Source organism: Pseudomonas sp. SZ40 (assembly GCF_052958135.1).
The window spans coordinates 1-24,883 of the sequence record NZ_JBQWIF010000056.1; the positions used below are offsets into that span (position 1 = coordinate 1).

General features: G+C 58.5%; 10 protein-coding genes. 7 read left to right on the top strand and 3 right to left on the bottom strand.

Going from position 1 to position 24,883, the window contains the following annotated elements:
• The coding region (locus tag ACT9T4_RS25280) for an Ig-like domain-containing protein (RefSeq protein ID WP_499119586.1) at positions 1-3,608 on the bottom strand (3,608 nt) is incomplete at its 3' end.
• A gap of 738 nt (positions 3,609-4,346) precedes the next feature.
• Entirely contained in the window at positions 4,347-13,274 is an 8,928-nt protein-coding gene (locus ACT9T4_RS25285) for an Ig-like domain-containing protein (protein ID WP_499119588.1), read from the bottom strand.
• A 618-nt stretch (positions 13,275-13,892) separates the two neighbouring features.
• On the opposite strand from ACT9T4_RS25285, the gene ACT9T4_RS25290 reads away from it, so the two are divergent.
• The 4 genes from ACT9T4_RS25290 (at position 13,893) to ACT9T4_RS25305 (ending at position 19,377) form a co-directional block, all read left to right on the top strand.
• Positions 13,893-15,140, top strand: coding sequence for a TolC family outer membrane protein (locus ACT9T4_RS25290; RefSeq protein ID WP_231570133.1), 1,248 nt, complete (start codon positions 13,893-13,895; stop codon positions 15,138-15,140).
• A complete protein-coding gene (locus ACT9T4_RS25295; RefSeq protein WP_499119590.1) occupies positions 15,137-17,263 on the top strand; it encodes a type I secretion system permease/ATPase in 2,127 nt (708 codons plus the stop codon). Before ACT9T4_RS25290 ends, ACT9T4_RS25295 begins: the two co-directional genes overlap by 4 nt.
• Before the next feature lie 80 nt (positions 17,264-17,343).
• Entirely contained in the window at positions 17,344-18,549 is a 1,206-nt protein-coding gene (locus ACT9T4_RS25300; protein WP_285402206.1) for a beta-barrel domain-containing protein, read from the top strand.
• 3 nt (positions 18,550-18,552) lie between these two features.
• Positions 18,553-19,377, top strand: coding sequence for an OmpA family protein (locus tag ACT9T4_RS25305; RefSeq protein ID WP_499119592.1), 825 nt, complete (start codon positions 18,553-18,555; stop codon positions 19,375-19,377).
• 43 nt (positions 19,378-19,420) lie between these two features.
• On the opposite strand, the gene ACT9T4_RS25310 is transcribed toward ACT9T4_RS25305, so the two are convergent.
• Entirely contained in the window at positions 19,421-20,167 is a 747-nt protein-coding gene (locus ACT9T4_RS25310) for a response regulator transcription factor (protein ID WP_042553051.1), read from the bottom strand.
• A gap of 224 nt (positions 20,168-20,391) precedes the next feature.
• On the opposite strand from ACT9T4_RS25310, the gene ACT9T4_RS25315 reads away from it, so the two are divergent.
• The 3 genes from ACT9T4_RS25315 to ACT9T4_RS25325 are packed head-to-tail and all read left to right on the top strand — an operon-like array spanning position 20,392 to position 24,585.
• Positions 20,392-20,892, top strand: coding sequence for a hypothetical protein (locus ACT9T4_RS25315; protein WP_042553052.1), 501 nt, complete (start codon positions 20,392-20,394; stop codon positions 20,890-20,892).
• A 43-nt stretch (positions 20,893-20,935) separates the two neighbouring features.
• Positions 20,936-22,213, top strand: a complete 1,278-nt coding sequence (locus tag ACT9T4_RS25320; protein WP_499119595.1) for a FecR family protein — start codon at positions 20,936-20,938, stop codon at positions 22,211-22,213.
• A gap of 41 nt (positions 22,214-22,254) precedes the next feature.
• Positions 22,255-24,585 (top strand): CHASE2 domain-containing protein, encoded by a 2,331-nt coding sequence (locus ACT9T4_RS25325; RefSeq protein ID WP_499119597.1) that lies wholly within the window; start codon positions 22,255-22,257, stop codon positions 24,583-24,585.
• Positions 24,586-24,883: the final 298 nt, after the last annotated feature.

Here is a 24,883-nt window from a genome sequence, read left to right on the forward strand (position 1 = left end):
GCAACGGTGCTGCCTGGCTCGGAAGTACCAGCGACGGTCAGGCTACCGTCAGCATTGACGGTCACTTCAACAGTCGGTGCATCGGGTGCCGTGGCGTCGACGTAAGGAATGGTGGTTTCGGCGCTGATGTTGCCGGCCGCATCCGTAGCCACAACCACCACATCGCCGGAAGGCTGATTGGCCGGCGTGGTGATGGTGTAGGAACCATCTTCACCAGCGACCACGGTCTCGGTAGTGCCGTCTGGATTGGTCACGCTGACAGTGCTGCCTGGCTCGGAAGTACCAGCGACGGTCAGGCTGCCATCAGCATTGACGGTCACTTCTGCCGTTGGTGCATCCGGTGCCGTGGCATCGACGTAAGGAATGGTGGTTTCGGCGCTGATGTTGCCGGCCGCATCGGTAGCCACAACCACCACATCGCCCGAAGGCTGATTGGCCGGCGTGGTGATGGTGTAGGACCCATCTTCACCAGCGACCACGGTTTCGGTAGTGCCGTCAGGGTTGGTTACTGCAACCGTACTACCTGGTTCAGAGGTACCAACAATAGTGAGGCTGCCGTCAGCATTGACGGTCACTTCGGCAGTCGGTGCATCAGGTGCAGTGGCATCGACGTAAGGAATGGTGGTTTCAGCACTGATGTTGCCAGCCGCATCCGAAGCTACAACAACCACATCGCCCGACGGCTGGTTGGCCGGAGTGGTGATGGTGTAGGAACCATCTTCACCAGCGACCACGGTTTCGGTAGTACCGTCAGGGTTGGTCACGCTAACGGTGCTACCCGCCTCTGCTACACCGGCAACGGTCAAGCTACCGTCAGCATTGACCGTCACTTCTGCCGTCGGGGCATCGGGGGCGGTGGCGTCGACGTAAGGAATGGTGGTTTCAGCACTGATGTTGCCAGCGGCATCAGTAGCCACAACAACCACATCGCCCGAAGGCTGATTGGCTGGCGTGGTGATGCTGTAGGAACCATCGGCACCAGCAGTGACGGTTTCGATAGTGCCGTCAGGGTTGGTTACTGCAACCGTACTACCTGGTTCAGAGGTACCAACAATAGTGAGGCTGCCGTCAGCATTGACGGTCACTTCGGCAGTCGGTGCATCAGGTGCAGTGGCATCGACGTAAGGAATGGTGGTTTCAGCACTGATGTTGCCAGCCGCATCCGAAGCTACGACAACTACATCGCCCGAAGGCTGGTTGGCTGGAGTGGTGATGCTGTAGGAACCATCAGCACCGGCAGTAACGGTCTCGGTAGTGCCGTCAGGGTTGGTCACTGCAACGGTGCTACCCGCCTCTGCTACACCGGCAACGGTCAAGCTACCGTCAGCATTGACGGTCACCTCAGCAGTCGGTGCATCGGGTGCAGTGGCATCGACGTAAGGAATGGTGGTTTCAGCACTGATGTTGCCAGCGGCATCAGTAGCCACAACAACCACATCGCCCGAAGGCTGATTGGCTGGCGTGGTGATGCTGTAGGAACCATCGGCACCAGCAGTGACGGTTTCGATAGTGCCGTCAGGGTTGGTTACTGCAACCGTAATACCTGGTTCAGAGGTACCAACAATGGTGAGGCTACCGTCAGCATTGACCGTCACTTCTGCCGTCGGGGCATCGGGGGCGGTGGCGTCGACGTAAGGAACGGTGGTCTCCGCACTAATGTTGCCAGCCGCATCCGTAGCTACGACAACCACATCGCCCGACGGCTGGTTGGCCGGAGTGGTGATGGTGTAGGAACCATCGGCACCGGCAGTAACAGTCTCGGTAGTGCCGTCAGGATTGGTCACGCTGACGGTGCTACCTGGCTCTGCTACACCGGCAACGGTCAGGCTGCCGTCAGCATTGACGGTCACCTCAGCAGTCGGTGCATCGGGTGCAGTGGCGTCGACGTGAGGAATGGTGGTTTCAGCGCTGATGTTGCCAGCGGCATCCGTAGCTACGACAACCACATCGCCCGACGGCTGATTGGCCGGCGTGGTGATGGTGTAGGAACCATCGGCTCCAGCGACCACGGTTTCGGTAGTGCCGTCAGGGTTGGTTACTGCAACCGTACTACCTGGTTCAGAGGTACCAACAATAGTGAGGCTGCCGTCAGCATTGACCGTCACCTCTGCCGTCGGGGCATCGGGGGCGGTGGCATCGACGTAAGGAATGGTCGTTTCAGCACTGATGTTGCCAGCCGCATCCGAAGCTACGACAACTACATCGCCCGAAGGCTGGTTGGCTGGCGTGGTGATGGTGTAGGAACCATCAGCACCGGCAGTAACGGTCTCGGTAGTGCCGTCAGGGTTGGTCACTGCAACGGTGCTTCCTGGTTCGGAAGTACCAGCGACGGTCAAGCTACCGTCAGCATTGACGGTCACTTCAACAGTCGGAGCATCGGGGGCGGTGGCGTCGACGTAAGGAATGGTGGTTTCAGCGCTGATGTTGCCAGCGGCATCCGTAGCTACGACAACCACATCACCCGACGGCTGATTGGCTGAGGTAGTCGTGCTGTAAGAGCCATCTGCATCGGCCGAAACCGTATTCGTGCTGCCATCAGGACTAGTTACTGCAACCGAACTACCTGATTCGGAGGTACCAGCGACGGTCAGACTGCCGTCAGCATTGACGGTCACTTCAGCCGTAGGAGCATCGGGTGCCGTGGCGTCGACATAGGAAATGGTGGTTTGCGCACTGACATTGCCAGCGGCATCCGTAGCCACAACCACCACATCACCCGAAGGCTGATTGGCTGGTGTGGTGATGCTGTAGGAACCGTCGGCACCGGCAGTGACGGTTTCGGTAGTGCCGTCTGGATTGGTCACGCTGACGGTGCTGCCTGGTTCGGAAGTACCAGCGACGGTCAGGCTGCCGTCAGGGTTGGTGATCACATTAGCCACTGGAGCTTGAGGTGCCGTGGCATCGACGTAGGAAACAATCGTTGCTGCACTGGAGTTGCCTGCGGCATCGGTAGCCACGGCAACCAGATCGCCCGACGGCTGATTGGCAGGAGAGGTAATACTGTAGGAGCCGTCACTTCCCGCAGTCACGGCTGCAGCAGTACCATCGGGATAGACAACCGAAATCGTGTCACCTGCATCGCTCACCCCGGAAATGGTTACGCTGCCGTCTGCATTGGCAACAACAGAAAAAACGGGGGCGGCAGGCGGCGTCGTATCCTGCGGCGCTTCGTTCTTTACGCGACTGCTTCCGCCGCCACTGCTGACGCCTGCCGCGCCCCCGACGAGAGCGAGCCCTCCCAGCGCCCAGGCGATCGTAGAAAGATCAAAGGACTCGTTAAACAGCAGCGGCTCGACGGACTCGATAGCAACAAACTGATCGACAAAACCTTCTTCCGATATCTGTACGTGCCATAACTGATTTTCATCATCGAGCAAAACCAGATCATGCTGCGGAGCACCTTCTGCCGCAAAGAAACCATTTATACGAATTACAGCACCCGACTCCAGCGTAACCGTTAGTTGATCACCTTGGCGTTCTACGTTTTTTATTTCGGAGCGCTTGGCCGTCAATTGGACAACCGATGGCGAACCAAGCGTGAGTTCAAGTCCAGAGGCCAACACTTCTTCATGAGTTACCTTATCTACAACTGAAATCAACCTTTCCATAAAATATAACCTCGGCATTTGCATGGCAGACATAAATCTGTGGATGCCAGCAAAATAACCGCGCCCCTGCCCCCGAAGCCCAAAACGTCAGATTTGTTCAGATTTAGGGGATTTCGAGCCGAGGAAAAGTGAACTCCGCGCTGCCAATTCAATGCGCAAAGCCCTATGGAATGGGCTACAGAGAGTTTTCGACGATTTGACAATTAAAAGCACGCAGCCCCACGTGCGCCCGGATCTTAAACTCTTGAAAACCAATGAACCCTATAAAAACCAAGCAGCGCCAGAGGTCGAATTGCCCCGTAAAGGACTTCTCCAGCGGCTGATTCAATATTCTTTTAACGCTAAAAAAGCATAGAAAACCTCATACCCCTAAATAATGATCGACAAACACTCTTATCAGAAAGTTTAAAAGGCCTACCAAACCAACCGGCACGCACGTACGCACACTTTAGATACTCACATCAAAAACAATATAAAAAGAAGAAATCACAGCCACTCAACAACGCCACAGAAAAGCGCCGCTACATAAGCAGAGAATTCAGAAAGGAGAACAACGAGAGCCAACAAATGACAGATAATTCGAAGCCATTAAAACGACTCCAGACACTGAAGAGAATTCCAGAAGGCTTTATTGACTGAACAGTCGCTGATACTTAGCCGCTAACATGACAGGGTGATGCCACGAAACTGGACTGCGGTTTATCCCGCAGCCCACCGCGATTGAGAGAAGATGGCGCTTTAAACCACTACAAGCTGCTGATTCGCCAACAGGGTAGCAAGATCCACACTCACGCCATTGAGAGTCACCAAAGCGGTCGGGCTGTATGCGGAGCCATCGCCGTCACGATCAATGCTTACCGTGGTGCTACCACCGCTGCTGGTCACGGATAGGAACTGCCCAATGGTCTCGTCACCGGCGATAGTAGCGACACCATTTATATAACGAGCACCTCCCCCTGCGGTGTATCCCACCAGCAGTTCCGAAAGATCGATCCGATCAGCGTCTGGGGTAGCCTGCCAGGTACCCACAGTGAAGCCATTGATAATGTCGGAGCCGTTCCCCCCGGTACCGTCACCAGCAGCCCCTTCCAACACCTTATAGAGCAGGGTATCACGGCCACCGTTGATCAGGTTGAAGGTGTCGTTGCCACCGCGCCCCTCGAAGAAATTATCACGTTCGTCGTCGGTGAATGTGTCATTGCCTGCGGCACCTGCGACCCCCTCGATGTCACTGAGCGTCACCGTATTCCAACCGGTGTTCTGAGCCGCGGTCAAGGTCAAGTCGATGGTCAGCGCAGTGCTATCCGCCAACTTGAAGTCCACGATATCCATCCCCCCATTACTGGCCCATGACTTGTAGTTCGAGGCTTCCGTGGTACCTCCCCCTCCCTCGTAGCGGCTAGTCCCGAGCGTGGCGAAGAAGGTATCGTTATACCCTGTACCCACCACACCCGCACCGACGGTATTGGAAGGTTCAGCCTCGCCCTGCGCAGTGAGCACATAGGCCGAATCGGCCTCACCAGCCTTCAATCCACCCCAGGTGCTGTTGACGCTCTGGATGTTGTAGCCGGCCACAACGCTCTCTGCGCCCACATGGCTAGCGGTACCGTTCGTGTTGCGTAACAGGACGATGCTGTAGGTTTCGTTGGGATCAAGGCCATAAAAATCCACGAGACTGGTACTGTCGTTGGTTTGCCCGCCGGACTGCGGATTGATGATCTGCGTCGAAACCACAACCCCTGCGGAGTTCACCAGTTTCACGGTGTTGCCAAAGTAGGCAGTGATGCCTTGAGGGTCGACAATACGCACATGCATGCTGGTGCCGTCTGCGATCGCATTGGTATTACGGACATAGGTGGTGGTGCCATTGCTGGTAAAGATCAACAGATCCTTGGCGCCGTCATAATCGATGTCGACACTGATCATTCCAGTGACAGGGTTGCCCGTCACCACACCAGATGCGTTTATGGCACCGCTGAACGTGCTGGCTGTTGCCGAATCGCTGCCAAAGACGTCGTTGGGCTGCAGGTAACTGGTGTCGAAACTGGAGGTACCACCGGAGGTCTGGTTGATATACAGATTGACGGTGCCCGCAACGGCTGCTGTGCCCTCCCCGATCTGTGGCGCCTCGATGATGTCCATGCGGCCATCGCCGTTCCAATCCAACGCCAGCGATGCCCCGCCTCGCACGGTATCGTTGAATTGGTAGGTCCCGGTGGCGGTACCAACACCCGCAGCGTCGGTAGAGGCCAGATTGCCAGCCCCGTCGTTGAAGAAAATGGTGCTGTTGTTCTGGGCCGCCGCGTTGGCGCCATGGACCCGCCCCATGAACAGGTCCATGTATCCATCACCGTTGTAATCGGCCCAGGTCATTGACGGCTCGTTGGCAATGTTTGGATCCCCGGTGAACAGCACGGCGTTGTTGATTATCTGGCTAGTGATGAAGCCACCTGCGCCGTCGTTCTTCACCACCACCAGGCGCGCGGAATTGCTGCTGGTAGCGGTGCCGGTCGAGTCAGCCGCACCGATCTTGTTGCTGCCGTCGGTGGCATGGAATACCACATCGACAGTACCGTCATTATCGAGATCGACCCCTGAAAGCTCTTGATCAGGCGTTGCGTTTCCAGTGTTCTGGCCACCATTGGCACGGGTAAAGGTGTAGACAGCGTCCTTGATGAATACCCCCGAGTTGTTCTGAACGAACTGCGAGTTGTACCCCCCTGGGGCGCTTGCATCGTTTGGAGTTTGATCGCCGAAAACCACATCGACGTAGCCGTCACCACGGAAATCGATGGCGATCACGCCACCGTACCAACTGTAAACATTAGCCAGATTGTCGCCTGATGCATTGGTGTCAGCCATCTGCTGAGCCGTGTAGGTACCGTCGCCATTGTTGATGAACATCTGCTGACCATTGCTGTAACGGCTGTCGATCCCGACAATGTCCATGTAACCATCGCGGTTGATATCGATATAGGTCGCGTTCTGCACCATGTTCATATTGCCAGCGCCAAACCCCGCCCCACCGGTATTGCTGGTCAATGTCGTTCCACTGTACTGGGCGATAGTGGCACTATCGGTACCGGTGCTGCTGTACACCACCTGATTGCTGAAGAACTCCCAGTTGCCACTGTTGCTCATGGTGACCGTCGTGCCTTTGTTGTTGCCATCCCCGCCAGCGGCACCAAAGGTGGCATCCGGTGTTGGTGCCACGATCAGTTCATCCGTTTGCACGTCCTGAGCACCTGCGGTGCCATCTCCGTTAAGGATTTGAGCCTGGACCTGATATGTCCCTACAGCCAGCGTATCGCCAGCCGGAATTTGTACATACCAGGTCGAGTTCAGGCTATCGACAACGACCGAGCCGTCGGACGAGGTATAGGTCTTGCCATTGACTGTGACGTCCAGCTGCGCACCGTCCACGAGACTGTAAGGAATGCGCCCACTGATGATCGGCGTGGTGTCGAGTGTCGTTTGGGCATTGATCTCGACCACACTGATCAGGGTAAATCCCGCTGATTGCTGACCCTCATTACCAGCCTGGTCAGCCACGACGGCCGTGTAGGTGTGCAGCGAACCGCCTACCAGCGTCTGATCAGGGATGGCGAATGTCCAGGTAGTTCCGCTGACAATGGCGCTTCCCAGCAGGGTTGTCCCCTCGTAAATGAGGACGGTATCGGTAGCGTCGATAGCTGCGGACAGACTGCCATTGAGTACTGGCGTAGGGTCATCCGTGGTGGAGCCACTGGCGAAATCTCCAGTGGACGGTTCGGAGTCGTCGGAGAAACTTTCGATGGTTGCAGTTTGTGTCGGCGGCGCGGTGTCGATGGTCAGCTCGAATGGAGCGGACTCCAACCCCTCGTTACCTGCAGCATCGACCACCTTCGCCACATAGCTGTAGCTCCCGTCACTGGCGCCAGTTACCTGAAAGCTCCAGACACCACCGTTGACATCAGCAATGCCCAGCAGCGTATTGCCCTGATAGATACGGATATAGTCACCTGACTGCAAGCCCGCCACGCTTCCACTGAGCAAGGGTGAGCTGTCATTGGTCGAGGTACCGCTCGGGTAGTCGCCGACCGAAGCCTCGACATCGTCGGTGAATGTCGTGATGACTACGGCATAACCATCTGCAGCGCTGGGCGCCTGAGTATCGACGATCAGGGTGAAGGCATTTGAAGTCACGCCCTGGTTACCGGCTGCATCCACCACGACGGCTGTATAGGTATGGGCACCGTCCAGCGCGTTGGCGACCTGAAACGTCCAACCTCCGCCACTGACTGCCGCACTCCCCAGCAACGTGCTGCCTTCGTAGATTTGCACCTGATCCCCACTCGTCAAACCAGCTACCGTGCCATTCAACAAGGGCGATGCGTCATTGGTGCTGGTGCCACTCGAGAAGGTACCGGTCTGCGGGTCCACATCATCGACGTAACCGGTGATGGCAACGGCATAACCATCGGCTGCACTTGGCGCTGTGATGTCCACGATCAGGCTCAATGGGGCTGAAACGACTCCCTCATTACCAGCGGCATCGACCACCGTAGCGGTGTAGCTATGAGGGCCCTCGGCAGCGTTGACGACCTGAAACGTCCAGCTGCCGGCATTGACTGTCGCAGCCCCCAATAACGTCGCGCCTTCGTAGACCAGCACCCGATCACCGGGTACCAGGCCTGCCACCGTTCCATTGAGCAGCGGTGAAGTGTCATTGGTGCGGCTGCCGTCCAGAAACACGCCGGTTTGCGGCTGAACATCATCGGTGTAGGAAGAGATCGCGACGTCGTAACCGTCCTGCGCAGTTGGTGCCTGGGTATCCACACTGAACTGAGTACTCACCGAGTTGCTGACATTACCCGCCACATCGGTCTGCGTTGCAACCACGGTATAGGTGCCATCGATAACAGCCAAAGGTGCCGTGTAGGCCCAGTTGCCATCGCCGTCTACAAGTACACTCACTGCAGCGGCATTGTTGATCACAAGACTGATGGTAGCCCCGACCTCCCCGGTGCCTTGGTAAGTCGGGGTCGTGTCATCGGTTACCCCGCCGTTACTCGCGACGTCACCGACAATGCTACCCACGTCGTCGATGACCACCAGGCCCGGCGCGGCAGGTACTGCAACATCCACGATGTAACCATGCTGGCCAACAATGGTACCGACGTTGCCTGCATTATCACGGGCAGCCAGGGAAGCATCGATGACGCGATCACTATCGGCGGCCAGGTCGCTGCCTGCGACGTTGGTGACCGTCCAGGCGCCACCCGTAGCAACGCTGCCACTGTACTGCGCACCATTGATGACCAGCGTGATGACGTCACCGGCCTGGTAATCACCGGTCACGCTCCCAGACAGATTCAAGGTGGTAGCGGCCTCGCTAGCATTGACGATGTTGTCGGCAGTGACAGGATCGAAAAAGAGAGTGGTAGAGGTATTGTCCGGCAACTCGGTATCGACCACGTAGGCACGGCTGGCCGTCACCGTCGCCTCGTTACCCACAGCGTTGCGAGCGACCAGGCTGGCTTCGATGCTCGCGCCCGCTGCCAGCACATCACCAGCGACGTCTGCACTCCAAAGACCACCCACTCCCACCGTCGTAGTAGTGGTGAAACTGCCAATGGTCAGTGTCACCACATCACCAGCGGTGAACTCTCCGGTCACACTGCCACTGATGGTTTCCGTGTTGCTTGGCGCAGCCTCGCTGGCGTTGACGATATCGTCACCTGCCACGCGGTCGATCGCCAGCGCGGTACCAGCAGGCGGGCTGGTGTTGACCTCATAGGGACGGCTAGCCGTAACGGCGCCCGAGTTACCAGCAACATCATGAGCAAGGATGCTGACATGGGCGACCTGGCTGCCATTAACCCCCAACCCACCGGCGGCAACGTCGACGCTCCAGATGCCGCCCGCCGCCACCGTGCCGGTGTAGGTACTAACGGCAGTGGTCAGGGTAACCACATCACCGATGCTGTAATCGCCGCTGATGGTGCCGGTCACCGTAACCACCCCACTCGACTCGGCGGCGTTGATCACGTCGTCACCAGTTAACGCATCGATGGTCACTTGAGTCGTCGAGGACGACGGTCCAACGGTATCTACCGTCAACAAGAAGCTGTTGGACACCGTACCGAGGTTGCCCGATGCATCCTCGATGCGCGCCGTATAAGCGTACGTAGCATCGGCCGGAGTCGAATCAGTGAAGGCCCATGCGGTTCCAGTAACTGTAGCCTGACCAATCAGGGTGCCATCACGGTAAACATTGATCTGCTCTCCGGTAACCAGCTCCGCTGTGAGAGCACCATTGAGAGTCGGCGTGGTGTCATCCGTACTGCTGCCAGATGGCAAAGCCACGTTCTGTATCAAGCCAACATCATCGGAAAAACTATCGATCGTGCTGGAGGTCGTCGGTGCGATGGTATCCACATAAGACACGGTGGTCGGTGGACTGATGTTTCCTGCAGCGTCGGTTGCAGTGGCGATGACATCACCGGTTGGCTGGTCGGCTGGCGAGGTGATGCTGTAAGTACCGTCAGTGCCAACGGCGACCGTGCCGATAGTGCCATCCGGATAAGTCACCGACACCGTGGTGCCTGACTCGGATACACCCTCGACGGTCAGACTACCGTCCGAGTTTGTGGAAACGTTGGCGCTCGGCGCTACCGGCGGGACGATATCGTAGGTCACTGTCGTAGCTGCACCTACGTTACCTGCCGCATCCGTTGCGAAAGCAGATACCTGACCACTCGGTTGAGCAACCGCCGAGGTGGTGGTGTAAGAGCCATCCATACCGGCATTCACAGTGCCAGTGGTGCCATCCGGGTAAGTCACCTCAACTGAGCTGCCCGGCTCTGAGGTACCAGAGACGGTCACGCTTCCATCAGAGTTGGATGTAACGCTAACGGCCGGTGCGCTTGGGGCAGTCGCATCGACATAGGAGACGGTGGTGTTGGTACTGGAATTACCAGCAGCATCCGTCGCAGTCGCCACGACATCACCGGTCGGTTGATTGGCGGGCGTGGTAAGGCTGTAAGAACCGTCGCCAGCTGCAGTGACGGTGCCAGTACTGCCATCCGGGTACGTCACACTCACCGCACTACCTGGCTCCGAGGTACCGGCAATGGTCAGGCTGCCATCCGGATTGGTCGTCACATTGACGACGGGTGCAACCGGAGCAGTCGCATCGACATAGGAGACGGTGGTGGCCGCACTGGTATTACCAGCCGCATCAGCTGCCGTGGCCACGACATCGCCGGTCGGTTGATTGACGGGCGTGGTGAGGCTGTAAGAACCATCACCACCTGCAGTGACGGTACCAGTACTGCCGTCCGGGTACGTCACACTCACCGTACTACCTGGCTCCGAGGTACCGGCAATGGTCAGGCTGCCATCCGAGTTGGTCGTCACATTGACGACGGGGGCGGTGGGTATCGTGGTATCGACATAGGAGACGGTGGTCGCCGTACTGGCATTACCAGCAGCATCCGTCGCCGTCGCCACGACATCGCCGGTCGGTTGATTGACGGGCGTGGTGAGGCTGTAAGAACCGTCGCCAGCTGCAGTGACGGTGCCGGTGCTGCCGTCCGGATACGTCACACTCACCGTGCTGCCTGGCTCCGAGGTACCGGCAATGGTCAGGCTGCCATCCGGATTGGTCGTCACATTGACGACGGGTGCAACCGGAGCAGTGGCGTCGACATAGGAAACGGTGGTGGCGGTACTGGCATTACCAGCAGCATCCGTCGCCACGACATCGCCGGTCGGTTGATTGGCGGGCGTGGTAAGGCTGTAAGAACCGTCGCCGGCTGCAGTGACGGTGCCAGTACTGCCATCCGGATACGTCACACTCACCGTGCTGCCTGGCTCCGAGGTACCAGCAATGGCCAGGCTGCCATCCGGATTGGTCGTCACATTGACGACGGGTGCAACCGGAGCAGTCGCATCGACATAGGAGACGGTGGTGGCGGTACTGGCATTACCAGCAGCATCCGTCGCCGTCGCCACGACATCGCCGGTCGGTTGATTGGCGGGCGTGGTAAGGCTGTAAGAACCGTCGCCGGCTGCAGTGACGGTGCCAGTACTGCCGTCCGGATACGTCACACTCACCGAACTGCCTGGCTCCGAGGTACCGACAATGGTCAGGCTGCCATCCGGATTGGTCGTCACATTGACCAAGGGGGCAACCGGAGCAGTCGCATCGACATAGGAGACCGTGGCGGCCGCACTGGCATTACCAGCAGCATCCGTCGCCGTCGCCACGACATCGCCGGTCGGTTGATTGGCGGGCGTGGTGAGGTTGTAAGAACCGTCGCCAGCTGCCGTGACGGTGCCGCTGCTGCCGTCCGGATACCTCACTCTCACCGTGCTGCCTGGCTCCGAGGTACCGGCAATGGTCAGGCTGCCATCCGGATTGGTCGTCACATTGACCAAGGGGGCAACCAGAGCAGTCGCATCGACATAGGAGACGGTGGTGTCGGTACTGGCATTACCAGCAGCATCCGTCGCCGTCGCCACGACATCGCCGGTCGGTTGATTGGCGGGCGTGGTAAGGCTGTAAGAACCGTCGCCGGCTGCAGTGACGGTGCCAGTACTGCCGTCCGGATACGTCACACTCACCGAACTGCCTGGCTCCGAGGTACCGGCAATGGTCAGGCTGCCATCCGGATTGGTCGTCACATTGACCAAGGGGGCAACCGGAGCAGTCGCATCGACATAGGAGACCGTGGCGGCCGCACTGGCATTACCAGCAGCATCCGTCGCCGTCGCCACGACATCGCCGGTCGGTTGATTGGCGGGCGTGGTGAGGTTGTAAGAACCGTCGCCAGCTGCCGTGACGGTGCCGCTGCTGCCGTCCGGATACCTCACTCTCACCGTGCTGCCTGGCTCCGAGGTACCAACAATGGTCAGGCTGCCATCCGGGTTGGTCGTCACATTGACCAAGGGGGCAACCGGAGCAGTCGCATCGACATAGGAGACGGTGGTGTCGGTACTGGCATTACCAGCAGCATCCGTCGCCGTCGCCACGACATCGCCGGTGGGTTGATTGGCGGGTGTTGTGAGGCTGTAAGAACCGTCGCCACCTGCCGTGACGGTGCCGGTGCTGCCGTCCGGATACCTCACTCTCACCGTGCTGCCTGGCTCCGAGGTACCAGTGATGGTGAGACTGCCGTCAGAATTGTTAACCAAGCTGGCACTAGGCGCTGCGGGTGAAGTGGTGTCAGAGGGCCCCTGACCACCACCACCACCACCACCACCACCACCACCACCACCACCAAGCGCGACACCTGCAAGCGTAGCGCCGCCTAATAACCAGGCGGCGGTCGAGAGATCGAAGCTTTCATTGATTAACAATGGCTCGATGGAATCGATGGGAATGTATTGCCCTACAAACGGCTCCCCACTCGCTAAATCCACTCGCCATAAATATTCACCATCCTCGATAACCAGATCGTTCTGCAGCGCCCCCTGTTCAGGAAAAAATCCCTGAATTCTGAACACTGTTCCAGAATTAAGCGCAATGACAAGTGAATCACCATCACGCTCGATACTGCTAATGTCAGATCGTTTGACTGCCAACTGGACTACAGACGGTTCCAGTAATGAAAACTCTTTAGAAACTACAGACTTTTTTTCATGGCTCGACTTGTTAACGACAATCATCAGGCTTTTCATAGCGACCTCAACAGGGCACTTCAGCATGTATTTTTAGAGATTTCTTGCGTTAAAAAGGTTCTGGGAAAATATACAACCGCCTGAACAGCAAACACCTCAGACAGCTACCGACAACAGCTCCTGAATGAACCACGTCCCATTCTCAACAGCAGCTCACCTTACCTCAGCCCCGCCTCGCAAGGCCTCGCACGCCAGAAGAGGCTGTCAGATCGTGACCGAACCCGCGTCGCAGACCTCGAGCACCGCATTGCGAATAAAACTTCAGGCACGATCCGGATAGTAGATTCTGAACAAATGTTAACTATCCTCCTTTTAGAGCCTAGAGCAACTCAAACTGATCGACTTCAAAAATAATGGCCATTAGCTATCTCAGAGATAGCTGACGGTACAGCGCAGCCCCCTGCGCATCTAACGACCAGGAACTCTGACTACATGTACAACTCCCGTAGCGTCCTATTGCGCATGTGCTTACTTGCCCCCTGCCTGCCGTACAGCCATGCCGCCGCAGTTGAACTTCCCTGGCTCTCGGGGAACAGCAACAGTGCAATGCCACAGGGCTTGAGCACACAACGCCTCGCGGACGAACTGGGCGCTACATCAACTCAAGCTGGCGCGGAAGTGAACTCACAGCCACGCGCTGGGGCTCTCGGCCTGCGCGATGCGGTTGCCATCGCAGTGAACCGCCATCCCTCGATCCTGTCGGCTGCCTCGGCGATCAGCCAGCAGGAAGGGGCCGTCGATCAGGCCAGAGCTGGCTACTACCCAAGAATTTCTGCCGGCGTCAACTCGGGCCGGGTCAGCACCTATGGCCACGGCCAGATCGCCACGGTGTCGGTTTCACAGATGCTCCACGATTTCGGCAAGGTCAGCGGCTCGGTCAATCAGGCCCAAGGGCAGGTATTCAAGCAACAGGCGTTGCTGCTCAAGCAAATCGACACCATCGCCGAAGAAACCGCGCAAACCCTACTGGAAGTGCACCGCCAGCAGGCGCTGCTGAAGATCGCCTCGGATCAGGTCCGCGCCATGCAGAGCGTTCTGGAGATGGTCAAGCTGCGCGCCGACTCAGGGCTCACCTCGCAATCGGACTTCATTCAGGCCACCACCCGCGAGCAGAGCGCACGCTCCAACCATCAACAGGTCTCGACCTTGCTGGATCAGTGGCGCGCGCGACTCGCCACGCTGGTAGGCGATAACCAGCCCAACACCATCGCCACCCCACCCTCGGATCTGGAGCATGCAGCCCATCTGGACAGCCCCTGGGATTACACCCGGCTTCCAGACGTGCTCGCCGCAGAGGCGGATCGCAAGTCTGCAAATGGTCAGCTGGAAAACGCCAAGGCCCAACGTTACCCCACGATCGCCCTGGAAGGCTCGGCCAACAAGGCACTCAGCGGTACCAACCCTAACAATGGCATCGACCAGGGCAGCTACAACACCGCCATGATCACCGGCTCGATGATGCTCTATCAAGGAGGCGCCGTCTCAGCGCAGATCCGCTCCGCCACGGCAGGTATCGAACGGGCCGACGCCCTTATCAGGGAAGCGCGCCTGGCAGCCGAGAACCAATTGCGAAGCTCACGCAAACAAGCCGTAGGCGCCCGCATACGCATGGGCATTCTCGGCCAACGCATGGCCAGCATGACCGAGACCAGAGAGCTCTACAGAGAGCAGTACCGCGTTGGCACCCGCTCGGTACTGGACCTGCTCAACGCCGAACAGGAGGTCTATCAGGCTGCCGCCGAGCTGGAGACGACCCGCCATGACTACTGGGCTGGCCTGGTCACCTACATCGGCGCAACCGGGCGTAGCCGCGAAGCTTACTCCCTCAACGACACATCCATCCAACAGATCGAGATCCAGCCATGACGGCTCAACAGACCACCAGCGCCGCACGTAATCAGCCGTGGCTGGAGGCAATGCTGAACATTGCCGGGCATTACAGGATGGGCGTGTCGGAAGAAAGCGTGCGGGTTTCCCTGTCCTGGGAACGTGGCAGCGACCCCGATGCAGTACTCCATCGCATGGCCGCGCAGATGGGCCTGATGCTGCGCTTCGAGACCTACTCCGACAAAGCGCTCGACCCCTGGCGCCTCCCCCTGGCCGTCGAGCTGCGCAGCGGGCAGGTAGCGATCATCGAAAAGGCCGACGGCAAGGGTCGCTTCAGTGCTCTGCTGAGCGGCGAACAGGGTCTTCCGATCACCCTGTCCCTGGAAAACCTGCGAGAACGAGCGGTGCGGGTGGCCGTGCTACGCCCGGAGTCATCCGTACCCGACGCACGGGTCGACGACTACATAAAACCCTACCAGGCCAACTGGTTCTGGCGCATCGCCCTGCGTGACTGGAAACGCTATGGCGATGTGGCGCTGGCTGCCATGGCGGCCAACGTTCTGGCACTGGCTGGGGTGATTTTCGCCATGCAGGTATACGACCGGGTCATACCCGCACAGTCGGAATCCACGCTGTGGGTGCTGTTTCTTGGGGTGATGCTTGCCATTGGCTTCGAGTTCCTGCTGCGCATGTCACGCTCCAGGATTGCCGACCTGATCGGCAAACGTGCCGACCTGAAAATCACCGACATGGTGTTCGGCCACGCCTTGCGGGTGCGTAACGACGCCCGCCCGAAATCCACAGGCACCTTCATCTCGCAGATCCGCGAACTGGAGCAGATTCGTGAACTCATCACCTCCACCACCATCAGCGCGGTCACCGACCTGCCCTTCGTGCTGCTGTTCCTGGCGATTCTCTATCTGACGGGTGGCCCGCTGCTTTACATCGCTCTAGGCGCCCTGCCCCTGCTGATCCTGCCCGGGCTGCTGGCACAACGACCGCTGGCCAAACTGTCCAACGAAGGCATGCGCGAATCGGCGATACGCAACGCCGTGCTGGTGGAAGCGGTGCAGGGCATCGAGGACATCAAGCTGCTGCGCGCCGAGCCACGCTTCCAGAATCAGTGGAACCAGTTGCACGCGGTATCGGCGGACATCTCCATCAGGCAGCGTCATATCACCAACTTCCTGCTGACCTGGACTCAGGAACTCCAGGGGCTGGTCTATGCCGCTGTACTGCTCGGCGGCTGCTACCTGGTGATGAATGGCGACATGACCACCGGTGCGCTGGTGGGCTCGTCGATTCTGGCCTCACGGATGATGGCCCCGTTGGCACAGATCTCCAGCGTGTTCGCCCGCTGGCAGCAAGCCAAGGTGGCCCGCCAGGGCCTGGACGAACTGATGAAGCGCCCCGTCGACCAGCCCGAGCATTCCAGACTGCTCCACCGCCCCCTGCTTCAGGGACAGTTCGATCTCGACAAGATCCAGTACCGCTACGGCGAAAAGGACAAGACTCCGGCACTGGAAATCAGCAGCCTGAAGATCCGGCCCGGCGAGCGCATCGCCGTGCTCGGGCGCAACGGCGCGGGCAAATCCACCCTGCTGCAAGTGCTGGCCGGCCTGCAGGTTCCACAAAGCGGATCGATAAAACTATCCGGGCTGGAGATGTCGCTGATCGATCCGGCAGACGTACGCCGCGACGTGGGGCTGCTGACCCAGAACTCACGACTGTTCTTCGGCTCGATCCGCGACAACCTGACCATGGGTCGCCCGATGGCCACCGACAACGAAATCCTTCAGGCACTGGAACTCAGTGGTGCATTGGGGCTGGTGCAATCCCAGGAGGGCGGCCTCGACTATCTGATCATGGAAGGCGGCGTCGGCCTCTCCGGGGGGCAGAAGCAGGCACTGCTACTGGCACGCACCCTCATCCGCGAACCCGCCACCGTACTGCTCGACGAGCCCACCGCCTCGCTCGACGAAATGAGCGAAATGCAGATTCTGGAGCAACTGACGCCTTGGTTCGAAGGCCGCACGCTGATCGTCGCGACCCATCGCCTTGCGGTCCTCCAATGGGTCGAGCGCATTCTGGTGATCGACGGCGGGCGTCTCGTCATGGATGGCCCTAAAGAGCAGGTACTCGCGCGGTTCGGTCACAAGTAGATCGCGCCTCTCATCTCATCATCTTTGCAGCGAAGCCAAACAGAATGCCCAACACCACACCTGCAGCCTCACGCACCGCCGTGAGCGTCAACGAAAAGCCATCGCGCAAACCGGACAGCCAGCATGTCGACGGCTTCGGTTTGGTGGAAAAATCCCTGCCCAGCTCCTCGCGCCTGGTCTGGCTAGTGGCAACGCTCTTGCTCGTATTCCTGAGCTGGGCCTGGTACTTCGAACTCGATGAAGTATCCACCGGTAGCGGCAAGGTCATCGCGTCATCCAAGGAGCAGGTGATCAAGTCTCTGGAAGGAGGCGTGATCGCCGCCCTCCCCGTTCAGGAGGGCGACATCGTCGAAAGGGGCCAGGTTCTCGCTCAACTGGATCGCACCCGCATCGAATCGGCGGTTGCCGAAAGCGCCTCGCGCAGCCGAGCTGCACAAGCCGCCGCCGCGCGCCTGAGCGCCGAGGTCAATGACACACAATTGCAGTTTCCTGAGGATGTCCTCGAAGAGCCCGGCCTCGTGCAGGCGGAAACCGCGCTCTATGAGTCACGTCGCAAAGGCCTCAATGAATCCCTCTCCGGGCTCAATGAAGCCATGCGCCTGATTCGCAGCGAACTGAAGATGACCGAGCCACTGGTCGCACGCGGTGCCGCCAGCGCGGTGGAAGTATTGCGCCTCAAGCGCCAGCTCAACGAACTGCAGAACAAGCACACCGATACCCGTGCTCAGTATCTGGTCAGGGCGCACGAGGAGCTGGCCAAGGCCAACGCGGAAATCGAAGCCCAGCAGGCCGTCACCCGGGGGCGTAATGACTCCTTGACTCGCCTGACCCTGACCTCCCCCGTTCGCGGCGTGATCAAGGATATCGAGATAAGCACTCTCGGCGGCGTGATTCCCCCCAATGGGCAGGTGATGCGCATCGTGCCGCTCAATGAGCGTCTACAGGTAGAGGCACGCATATCTCCACGTGACATCGCTTACATCCATCCAGGCCAGGAGGCCACGGTGAAGATCTCCGCCTACGATTATTCGATCTATGGGGCACTCAGCGGGCGGGTAGGACTGATATCACCGGACACCATCCAGGATGATGTACACCGCGATCAGTATTACTACCGGGTTTATATAATGACCGAGTCCGATTCACTGCAGAACAAGAACGGAGAAAAGCTACCCATCGTGCCAGGCATGATCGCGACGGTAGACATTCATACCGGACAGAAAACGATACTTTCGTATTTGATAAAGCCGTTCAACAAAGGTCGTGAAGCATTGAGAGAACGATAGATCATGCAAGTCGGAAGCTTTGCCATGCCGCGGATTCTGATCAAATGTGAACCGGTCGGTTCGAGCACTTCCTGCGTGCTTAAGATACAGGCTCTCATGGAGCCTCATGGTAATCAGAAGATGCAAGGCCAAAACGTATTCCTGTCGACCCTACTTGCTGCTGTCATTCTCGTCCTGCTGGTCATAGGGCTTTCAGCGTGTTCCGCTACCGCCGCCCAGCCTGCGATAGTCGTCGATGAGCAAGCCCCGAAGGTTGGTGGGCCTGCCAAGGTAGTAACCACCGCGAATGGTGACATCTACGCATTCAGTTTCATCGAGGACGGCCAGAAAATCACCTGCCACACTCCAGTGAAACCAAATACCGATTTACAGACTGTTCCCCATGATCAATGGCGCATGGTGTGCACCAAGCCCCACCTTCAGGAAACCGCGCAACCGATACCGGTTCGCAAGCTGGACATTCCATCCGACGCGCTGTTCGAATTCGGAAAATCCGGTATCGAAGACATGAAACCCAAGGGTCGGCGCAGCCTGGAGCAATTCGCTCAGCTACTGCATGACGATTACAGCCAGCAACCACAGCTCATTCTGACCGGCCATACCGACCGCCTGGGGTCCGCCGAAGCGAACCACCGAATCAGCCTGGCCCGCGCCCAGTCAGTGGCTGAACTACTCCGCCGCTCTGGCATTGCTCGTGATCGAATTACCGTACTTGGCAAAGGAAGCGCCGAGCCGATCGCCGAGTGCCCGGGCACCAAGGCCACTCCCCAACTGATTCGCTGCTTGCAACCCAATCGCCGTGTCGGCATCGAAATCATAGGCAACTGAGCGTCGGACCATTTCAACGAAAAGGGCCTACAAGGCCCTTTTTTCAATCTTCAATATCTATCAATTCCTCATCCGACGGAGCGCTACCATCCAGCGCCTCGAGCCGATAACCGTAGCCGTAGACCGTACTCAATACCCAGCCGAACTCCGAAGTCAGCTTGAGTTTGTTCCTGATGCGATAGATGTGCGTATCGAGTGTACGCGAGGACAGTTGCTCATCCCTCCCCCACAGATGTTCATACAGATAGCTACGCGATAGCGGGCGCCCCTGATTCCTGAACACCAGCAGCGCCAACTCGAACTCGCGCTGCGTCAATGATGCTGGAACACCATCGACGCTAACCTGCGTCTCCTGAAGATCGAAGCGGATATTGCCAAAGCTCTGCACGTTGTCGCTGGCAGGCTCGGTCTGCTGCTGACGCATCACATTCTTCAAGCGCGCCAGAAGCTCACCCTGGCGGAATGGCTTGCTGATGTACTCGATAGCACCGGCCTCGAGCGCCTGAATCACGTCACGCTCACCCGTGCGAGAGGTGAGCATGACTACGGGTGGCGACGGGTTCAAATGCATCTTTATCCACTTGAGCATTTGCAAACCGCTGATTTCAGGGACCTGCCAATCGAGAATGATCAGGTCGAAGGTCTCCCTCTTTAGCGCCCGCAGCAGGTCGGGACTTTCGGAGAACATGGTGCAGATGGGCATCGCACCGTCGGGCAGTTTCAAAAAACTCAGCGTCTTGTTCAGCAAGCTGAGCTCGACAGGCTCGTCATCAAGAATGGCAATACGCATGGGTACCGCTCCAGATCAAAAGGTTACGTCACTACTGGCATGGACGGCGATAACCCTCGGGCAATCTGAACAATTGTCACTTAGCCGGATATGAATATCTTTTTTATTAATAATCAAACACATGTATGACTCTCGGCGCTCTCGCCGAACAAAGCCCCAATAGTAACGCGCCATTTCGAAAACCGACACCACCACCTGTATTCATTACTTGGGGAGGCTTCATCATGACCAATCACTTCATTAGTGCGGCTTCGGATCTGGTGGCGTTTGAAAAGAACGATATCCGGATACTGATCGTCGACGACTGGTCCTTCCAGTTGATGGAAACAGTCAGCAAACTTAGCGAAGCTGGATACTTCAATACTTATCCCGCACTCGGCTGCATGGAGGGCCTGATCGCCCTGCACAACGCTCAAAAAACCTATGACATCCTGCTCTGCAGCACGAGTCTGAACTTCGCCGAGCTCAGCATCCTGCTGCAGGCTGCGTCACGCAATCACCTGACACGATATTATTCTTTGATCGGCGATGCCGGCCCACTGGACAGCCATCTGGAATTTTTCCAGAATCTGAATACGCACACTTTTCGCTTCCTCGGCGTGTTCGACAAACCGCTTCTGCCCTATTCTTTTGGCCGAGCACTGGCACACGTTCATATCCACAAGAATCAAAGAATCGCTGCCCCCTCGCCAGACATCAGGGGAGGCAACGCGGGGCCTTCATAGGCGCGTTTGCAGCACGTTCGAAGCGTAGTGCAAGGAAACAATCATGCGCAGTACCCTGCTTTTAAGTTTGTCCCTTTGCCTGGGGTTGTCCAGCAGCATGACGCCCCCCCTTGCGCTGGCCGCAGCGGGCGAGCAGATCCACGTGGTCGAACCCGGCGATACATTGTGGGACATTGCCGAGCATTATCTGCATATGCCGAGCGCCTGGACGCGAATCCAGAAACTCAACGCACTGGGCTCGCCGCTGGACCTGACGGTGGGCACCCGGTTGATTATTCCAAAACACGAAGACGCTTTTCCCATCACCATCCTTCATCTCCAGGGTGAGGCATGGGTGCACTCCCAGGGACAGCCCGAAATACCGCTGACCGAAGGCATGAAGCTCAACGAGGGACAAAGCGTGCGCACCGGCGAGGCCACGTTCGTGACCATGGGTTTCTACGATGGAGCCAAGAGCGTACTGACACCGCTGAGCCTGATATCCCTGGGGCAGAATCCTCAATACGGTGCTGCCCAGGTCATCCTGCAGAAAGGCGAAGTGGAGTCTTACGTGCCCCGCCAGGGTACCCCGTTCAACAGCTTCGAAGTCATTACCCCGCAGGGTGTGCTCGGCGTACGAGGCACCCACTTCGTGGTACGCATCGATACGCCGGAGAATTCGCTGGTCGAGGTGCTCGAGGGCAAGGTAGTGGTCAGTTCTCCCTCCTCGGCCAGCCGTCCAGAAACCTGGATAACCCCCAACCAGGGCCTGGTACTGAATGAAACAGGCGCACTGCACACCAGCCCACTGCTAGCCGCCACGCAACGTGCAGAGCGGGTGCCAACGCCCTCAGGCACGACTGATTGGCGAATTATCGCGCAGAAGGTGTCCGGAGCCGTGAAGTACATCGCGCAGGTTTCAAGCAGTGCCGACTTCCTCAACATCGATCAGGAGCAAACCGCAACGGATCCGGAATTTCAGTTCCAGGGGCTGGACGACGCGTTCTACTACGTTCGGGTCATCGCCATCGATGCGCAAGGCCTGCAGGGCGAACCCGGCGAATTCCTAATGCTTTACCGCACGGCCAATGGAGGTGTGGACGTTCAGCAGATTGGCCAGCGCACCCATTTCAACTGGAATGCGGCACCGCTCGAACGCGGCCTGCGCTACCGCCTTAAAATCGATACGGACAGTGAGCTGGAGTCACCCTTCATCGATCGACGGGACATTCGCAGCACAGCCGTCGACATCACCAACCTGCCGCCTGGACTACTGTATTGGCAGGTCAGCACGGACGAGGATGAACAACCCACGATCGTGGGTGCGGGAACCCTGCGCTAAGCCCACTCGCCAACAGCCCACTCGAGGCCCTTGAACCTATCGTGTTCAGCGTTCAGCAGTTGTATCGAAAAATTGTTCGGGAATGGATCATCATCGCGGTGATTCTGCTGCCCTGCATAGGCCTCGTGGCGGCCCAGCCCCAGTGGCGGCTGGACCAGATCATCTACGACAAACTGATGCCAATCGTCTCGCCTCCGGTCGACTCACGCATTCTGCTGGTCAAGATCGATGACGCAAGCCTCTCCGCTCTCGGGCGCTGGCCCTGGCCGAGGGACGTACACACCAAACTTCTGGACAAACTGGCGGAGCTGGAGCCCCAGGCAGTTCTCTACGACGTCATCTTCACCGAGCCCGATTCGCGCCCGGAAGTCGACGAGCGCCTGGGGGCCGCCATGGAGCGTATCGGCACTGTGGTGGTCCCCACCGTACGGGCGCCGCGCCCTACCGCAGAAGGCCAGCCCTACTTCATTCCGCCCATTCCCTCCGTGGCGGCAGGTGCCAGAGGCATCGGCCACAATTACATAGCGGCCGACGCCGACGGCGTCGTACGGCGTCTATACCTGCGCGAAGGCAGTGCCGTCAGCCAATTGAACCAACTCACCTGGCAGGCCTACGCCGCCACCTTTCCCAGTTATCAGCAGCCAGTGATGCCCGATATCTGCTGCATGAGCAACCTCGGGGCGAACTGGTTCGGCTGGAACGAGCTGTACATCCCCTACAGCGGCGCCAATCCGCGGATTGGCAATGTCTCGGTCATCGACGTGCTCAATGACAACGTCGACGCCGACGAACTGCAAAACAAGATCATTCTGGTGGGGGCGACCGCTTCAGGACTCGGCAACCGCTACCCCCTCGCCTCGTCCGAAGGCGCCATACCGGGCATAGTCGCCCACGGCAACCTCCTCAACAGCCTGCTCAACCAGCACCTGATCAAGTCGATGCCGACCTGGCTCAATGTGCTCATCTCCATGGGCACGGTACTGATCGTTCTGGGCCTATTCCTGACACTGCGCCTGCGCCACACCTTTCTGGTCTGCCTGGCCTTCATCTTCCTGCGCCTGGTTCTCAGCCTGAGCCTGCTGGCCATGGGCTGGTGGTCTGCGCCTGGGGCCAGCCTGATCGGTATTGCACTCGCCTACATGTTCTGGAGCTGGCGGCGCCTGAATACCGTGGCCACCTATTTCGGCCTCGAACTGGACCGCATGGCACAGGAGCTGAAATCCCACGTAGCCCCGAAGGCTCAACCCAAACCGCCTTTCAATGGTGACGAACTGCTTCGTCGCGCGCTCGCCCTGGAAGCGATGATCCGTCATGTTCGCGGCTCCCGACGCTTCATCGCACAATCCCTCGACAGCCTACCCCTTTCGGTATTCGTGACGGATCTCGACGGGCAGGTGCTGCTGGCCAACCTGAGTGCCAACACGCTGCAGGCAAAATACGGCCGCGGCGACCGGACGCTCATCGGCAAGAATGTCTTTCAGGTACTGCAAGAACTTGAAGCGCCCCAGACAGCCGCACGGATCAGCCACAGAAACGCCTGGAGCGACGACGAGAGAGACTTTCAACGGCTACCTGGGCAGGTGTTGCTTACCGGATCAGGTCGTAGCTTCAAGGTCCAGCTTGCACCACTGGATACCGAAGAAAGCGAGCCCACTGGCTGGCTGGTCGGATTGCTGGAAATTACCGTGGAGCGTCTGGCCGAGGAGCAGCGGGACAGCATGCTGCGCTTTCTGTCCCATGACCTGCGAGCACCACAGTCGGCGATTCTGGCTCTGCTGGCCATGCAGGACCGCACCGAAGAGCCGCTATCCAACGACGAACTGCATCGCCAGATAGAACAGCAGGTCAGGCGCACGCAAAGCCTCACCGATGACTTCATGTTGCTGGACGCTGCCAAGTCCAAGCAGCAGATATTCGAGGAAGTGCTGCTGGCGGCGGTGGTCATGGATGCGGTGGATCAGGCCTGGCCGCTGGCGCAACACAAGAACATTCGCATCAGCCAGCACTTCCTCGACGACGAAGCCTGCGTGATCGATGGCGTACCGGAATTGCTGACTCGCGCCATCTTCAATCTGCTGGAAAACGCCATCAAGTACAGCGGGCCTGGCACTGCGGTTCATCTGCAGCTATCGCTGGAGGCGGACGAGGCAGTGCTGACCATACGGGACGAGGGCCAGGGAATCAGCGCAGAGGACCTGCCCTATCTGTTCGATGAGTTCCGTCAGTTCGGCAAAGGCAACGCCCGTGGCGAGGGCTACGGCCTGGGCATGGCCTTCGTCAACAGCGTGATACAGCGCCACGAGGCGCGTATCGACTGTGTCAGCGAGCCTGACGTAGGCACCACCTTCACCCTTGCCTTCAGGATCAACTGAAACACGACGATCACAAGGCGACTGAAGAGCAGCCAAAGCCGCCGATCAAGCCCGAGAAGTGCGCTGCAACGCGCACCCGGGCCCTGCGCGTCGCGAATGGGCCGCAAAGCCAGCACCCGATAACCCGGATACAGCAACTGAAGAGAAAGGCTTGGTTGACCCAGAACGAAAGAAAGCGGCCTATGGCCGCTTTCTTTCGTAGCTTCAAGGCAAGCCTTGAGATATGGCGCAGCGGACGGGACTCGAACCCGCGACCCCCGGCGTGACAGGCCGGTATTCTAACCGACTGAACTACCGC

Coding starts and splice junctions, on each gene's coding strand:
- ACT9T4_RS25310 (WP_042553051.1), bottom strand. CDS start 20,167: ATGCGTATTGCCATTCTTGATGACGAGCCTGTCGAGCTCAGCTTGCTG.
- ACT9T4_RS25315 (WP_042553052.1), top strand. CDS start 20,392: ATGACCAATCACTTCATTAGTGCGGCTTCGGATCTGGTGGCGTTTGAA.
- ACT9T4_RS25285 (WP_499119588.1), bottom strand. CDS start 13,274: ATGAAAAGCCTGATGATTGTCGTTAACAAGTCGAGCCATGAAAAAAAG.
- ACT9T4_RS25320 (WP_499119595.1), top strand. CDS start 20,936: ATGCGCAGTACCCTGCTTTTAAGTTTGTCCCTTTGCCTGGGGTTGTCC.
- ACT9T4_RS25295 (WP_499119590.1), top strand. CDS start 15,137: ATGACGGCTCAACAGACCACCAGCGCCGCACGTAATCAGCCGTGGCTG.
- ACT9T4_RS25305 (WP_499119592.1), top strand. CDS start 18,553: ATGCAAGTCGGAAGCTTTGCCATGCCGCGGATTCTGATCAAATGTGAA.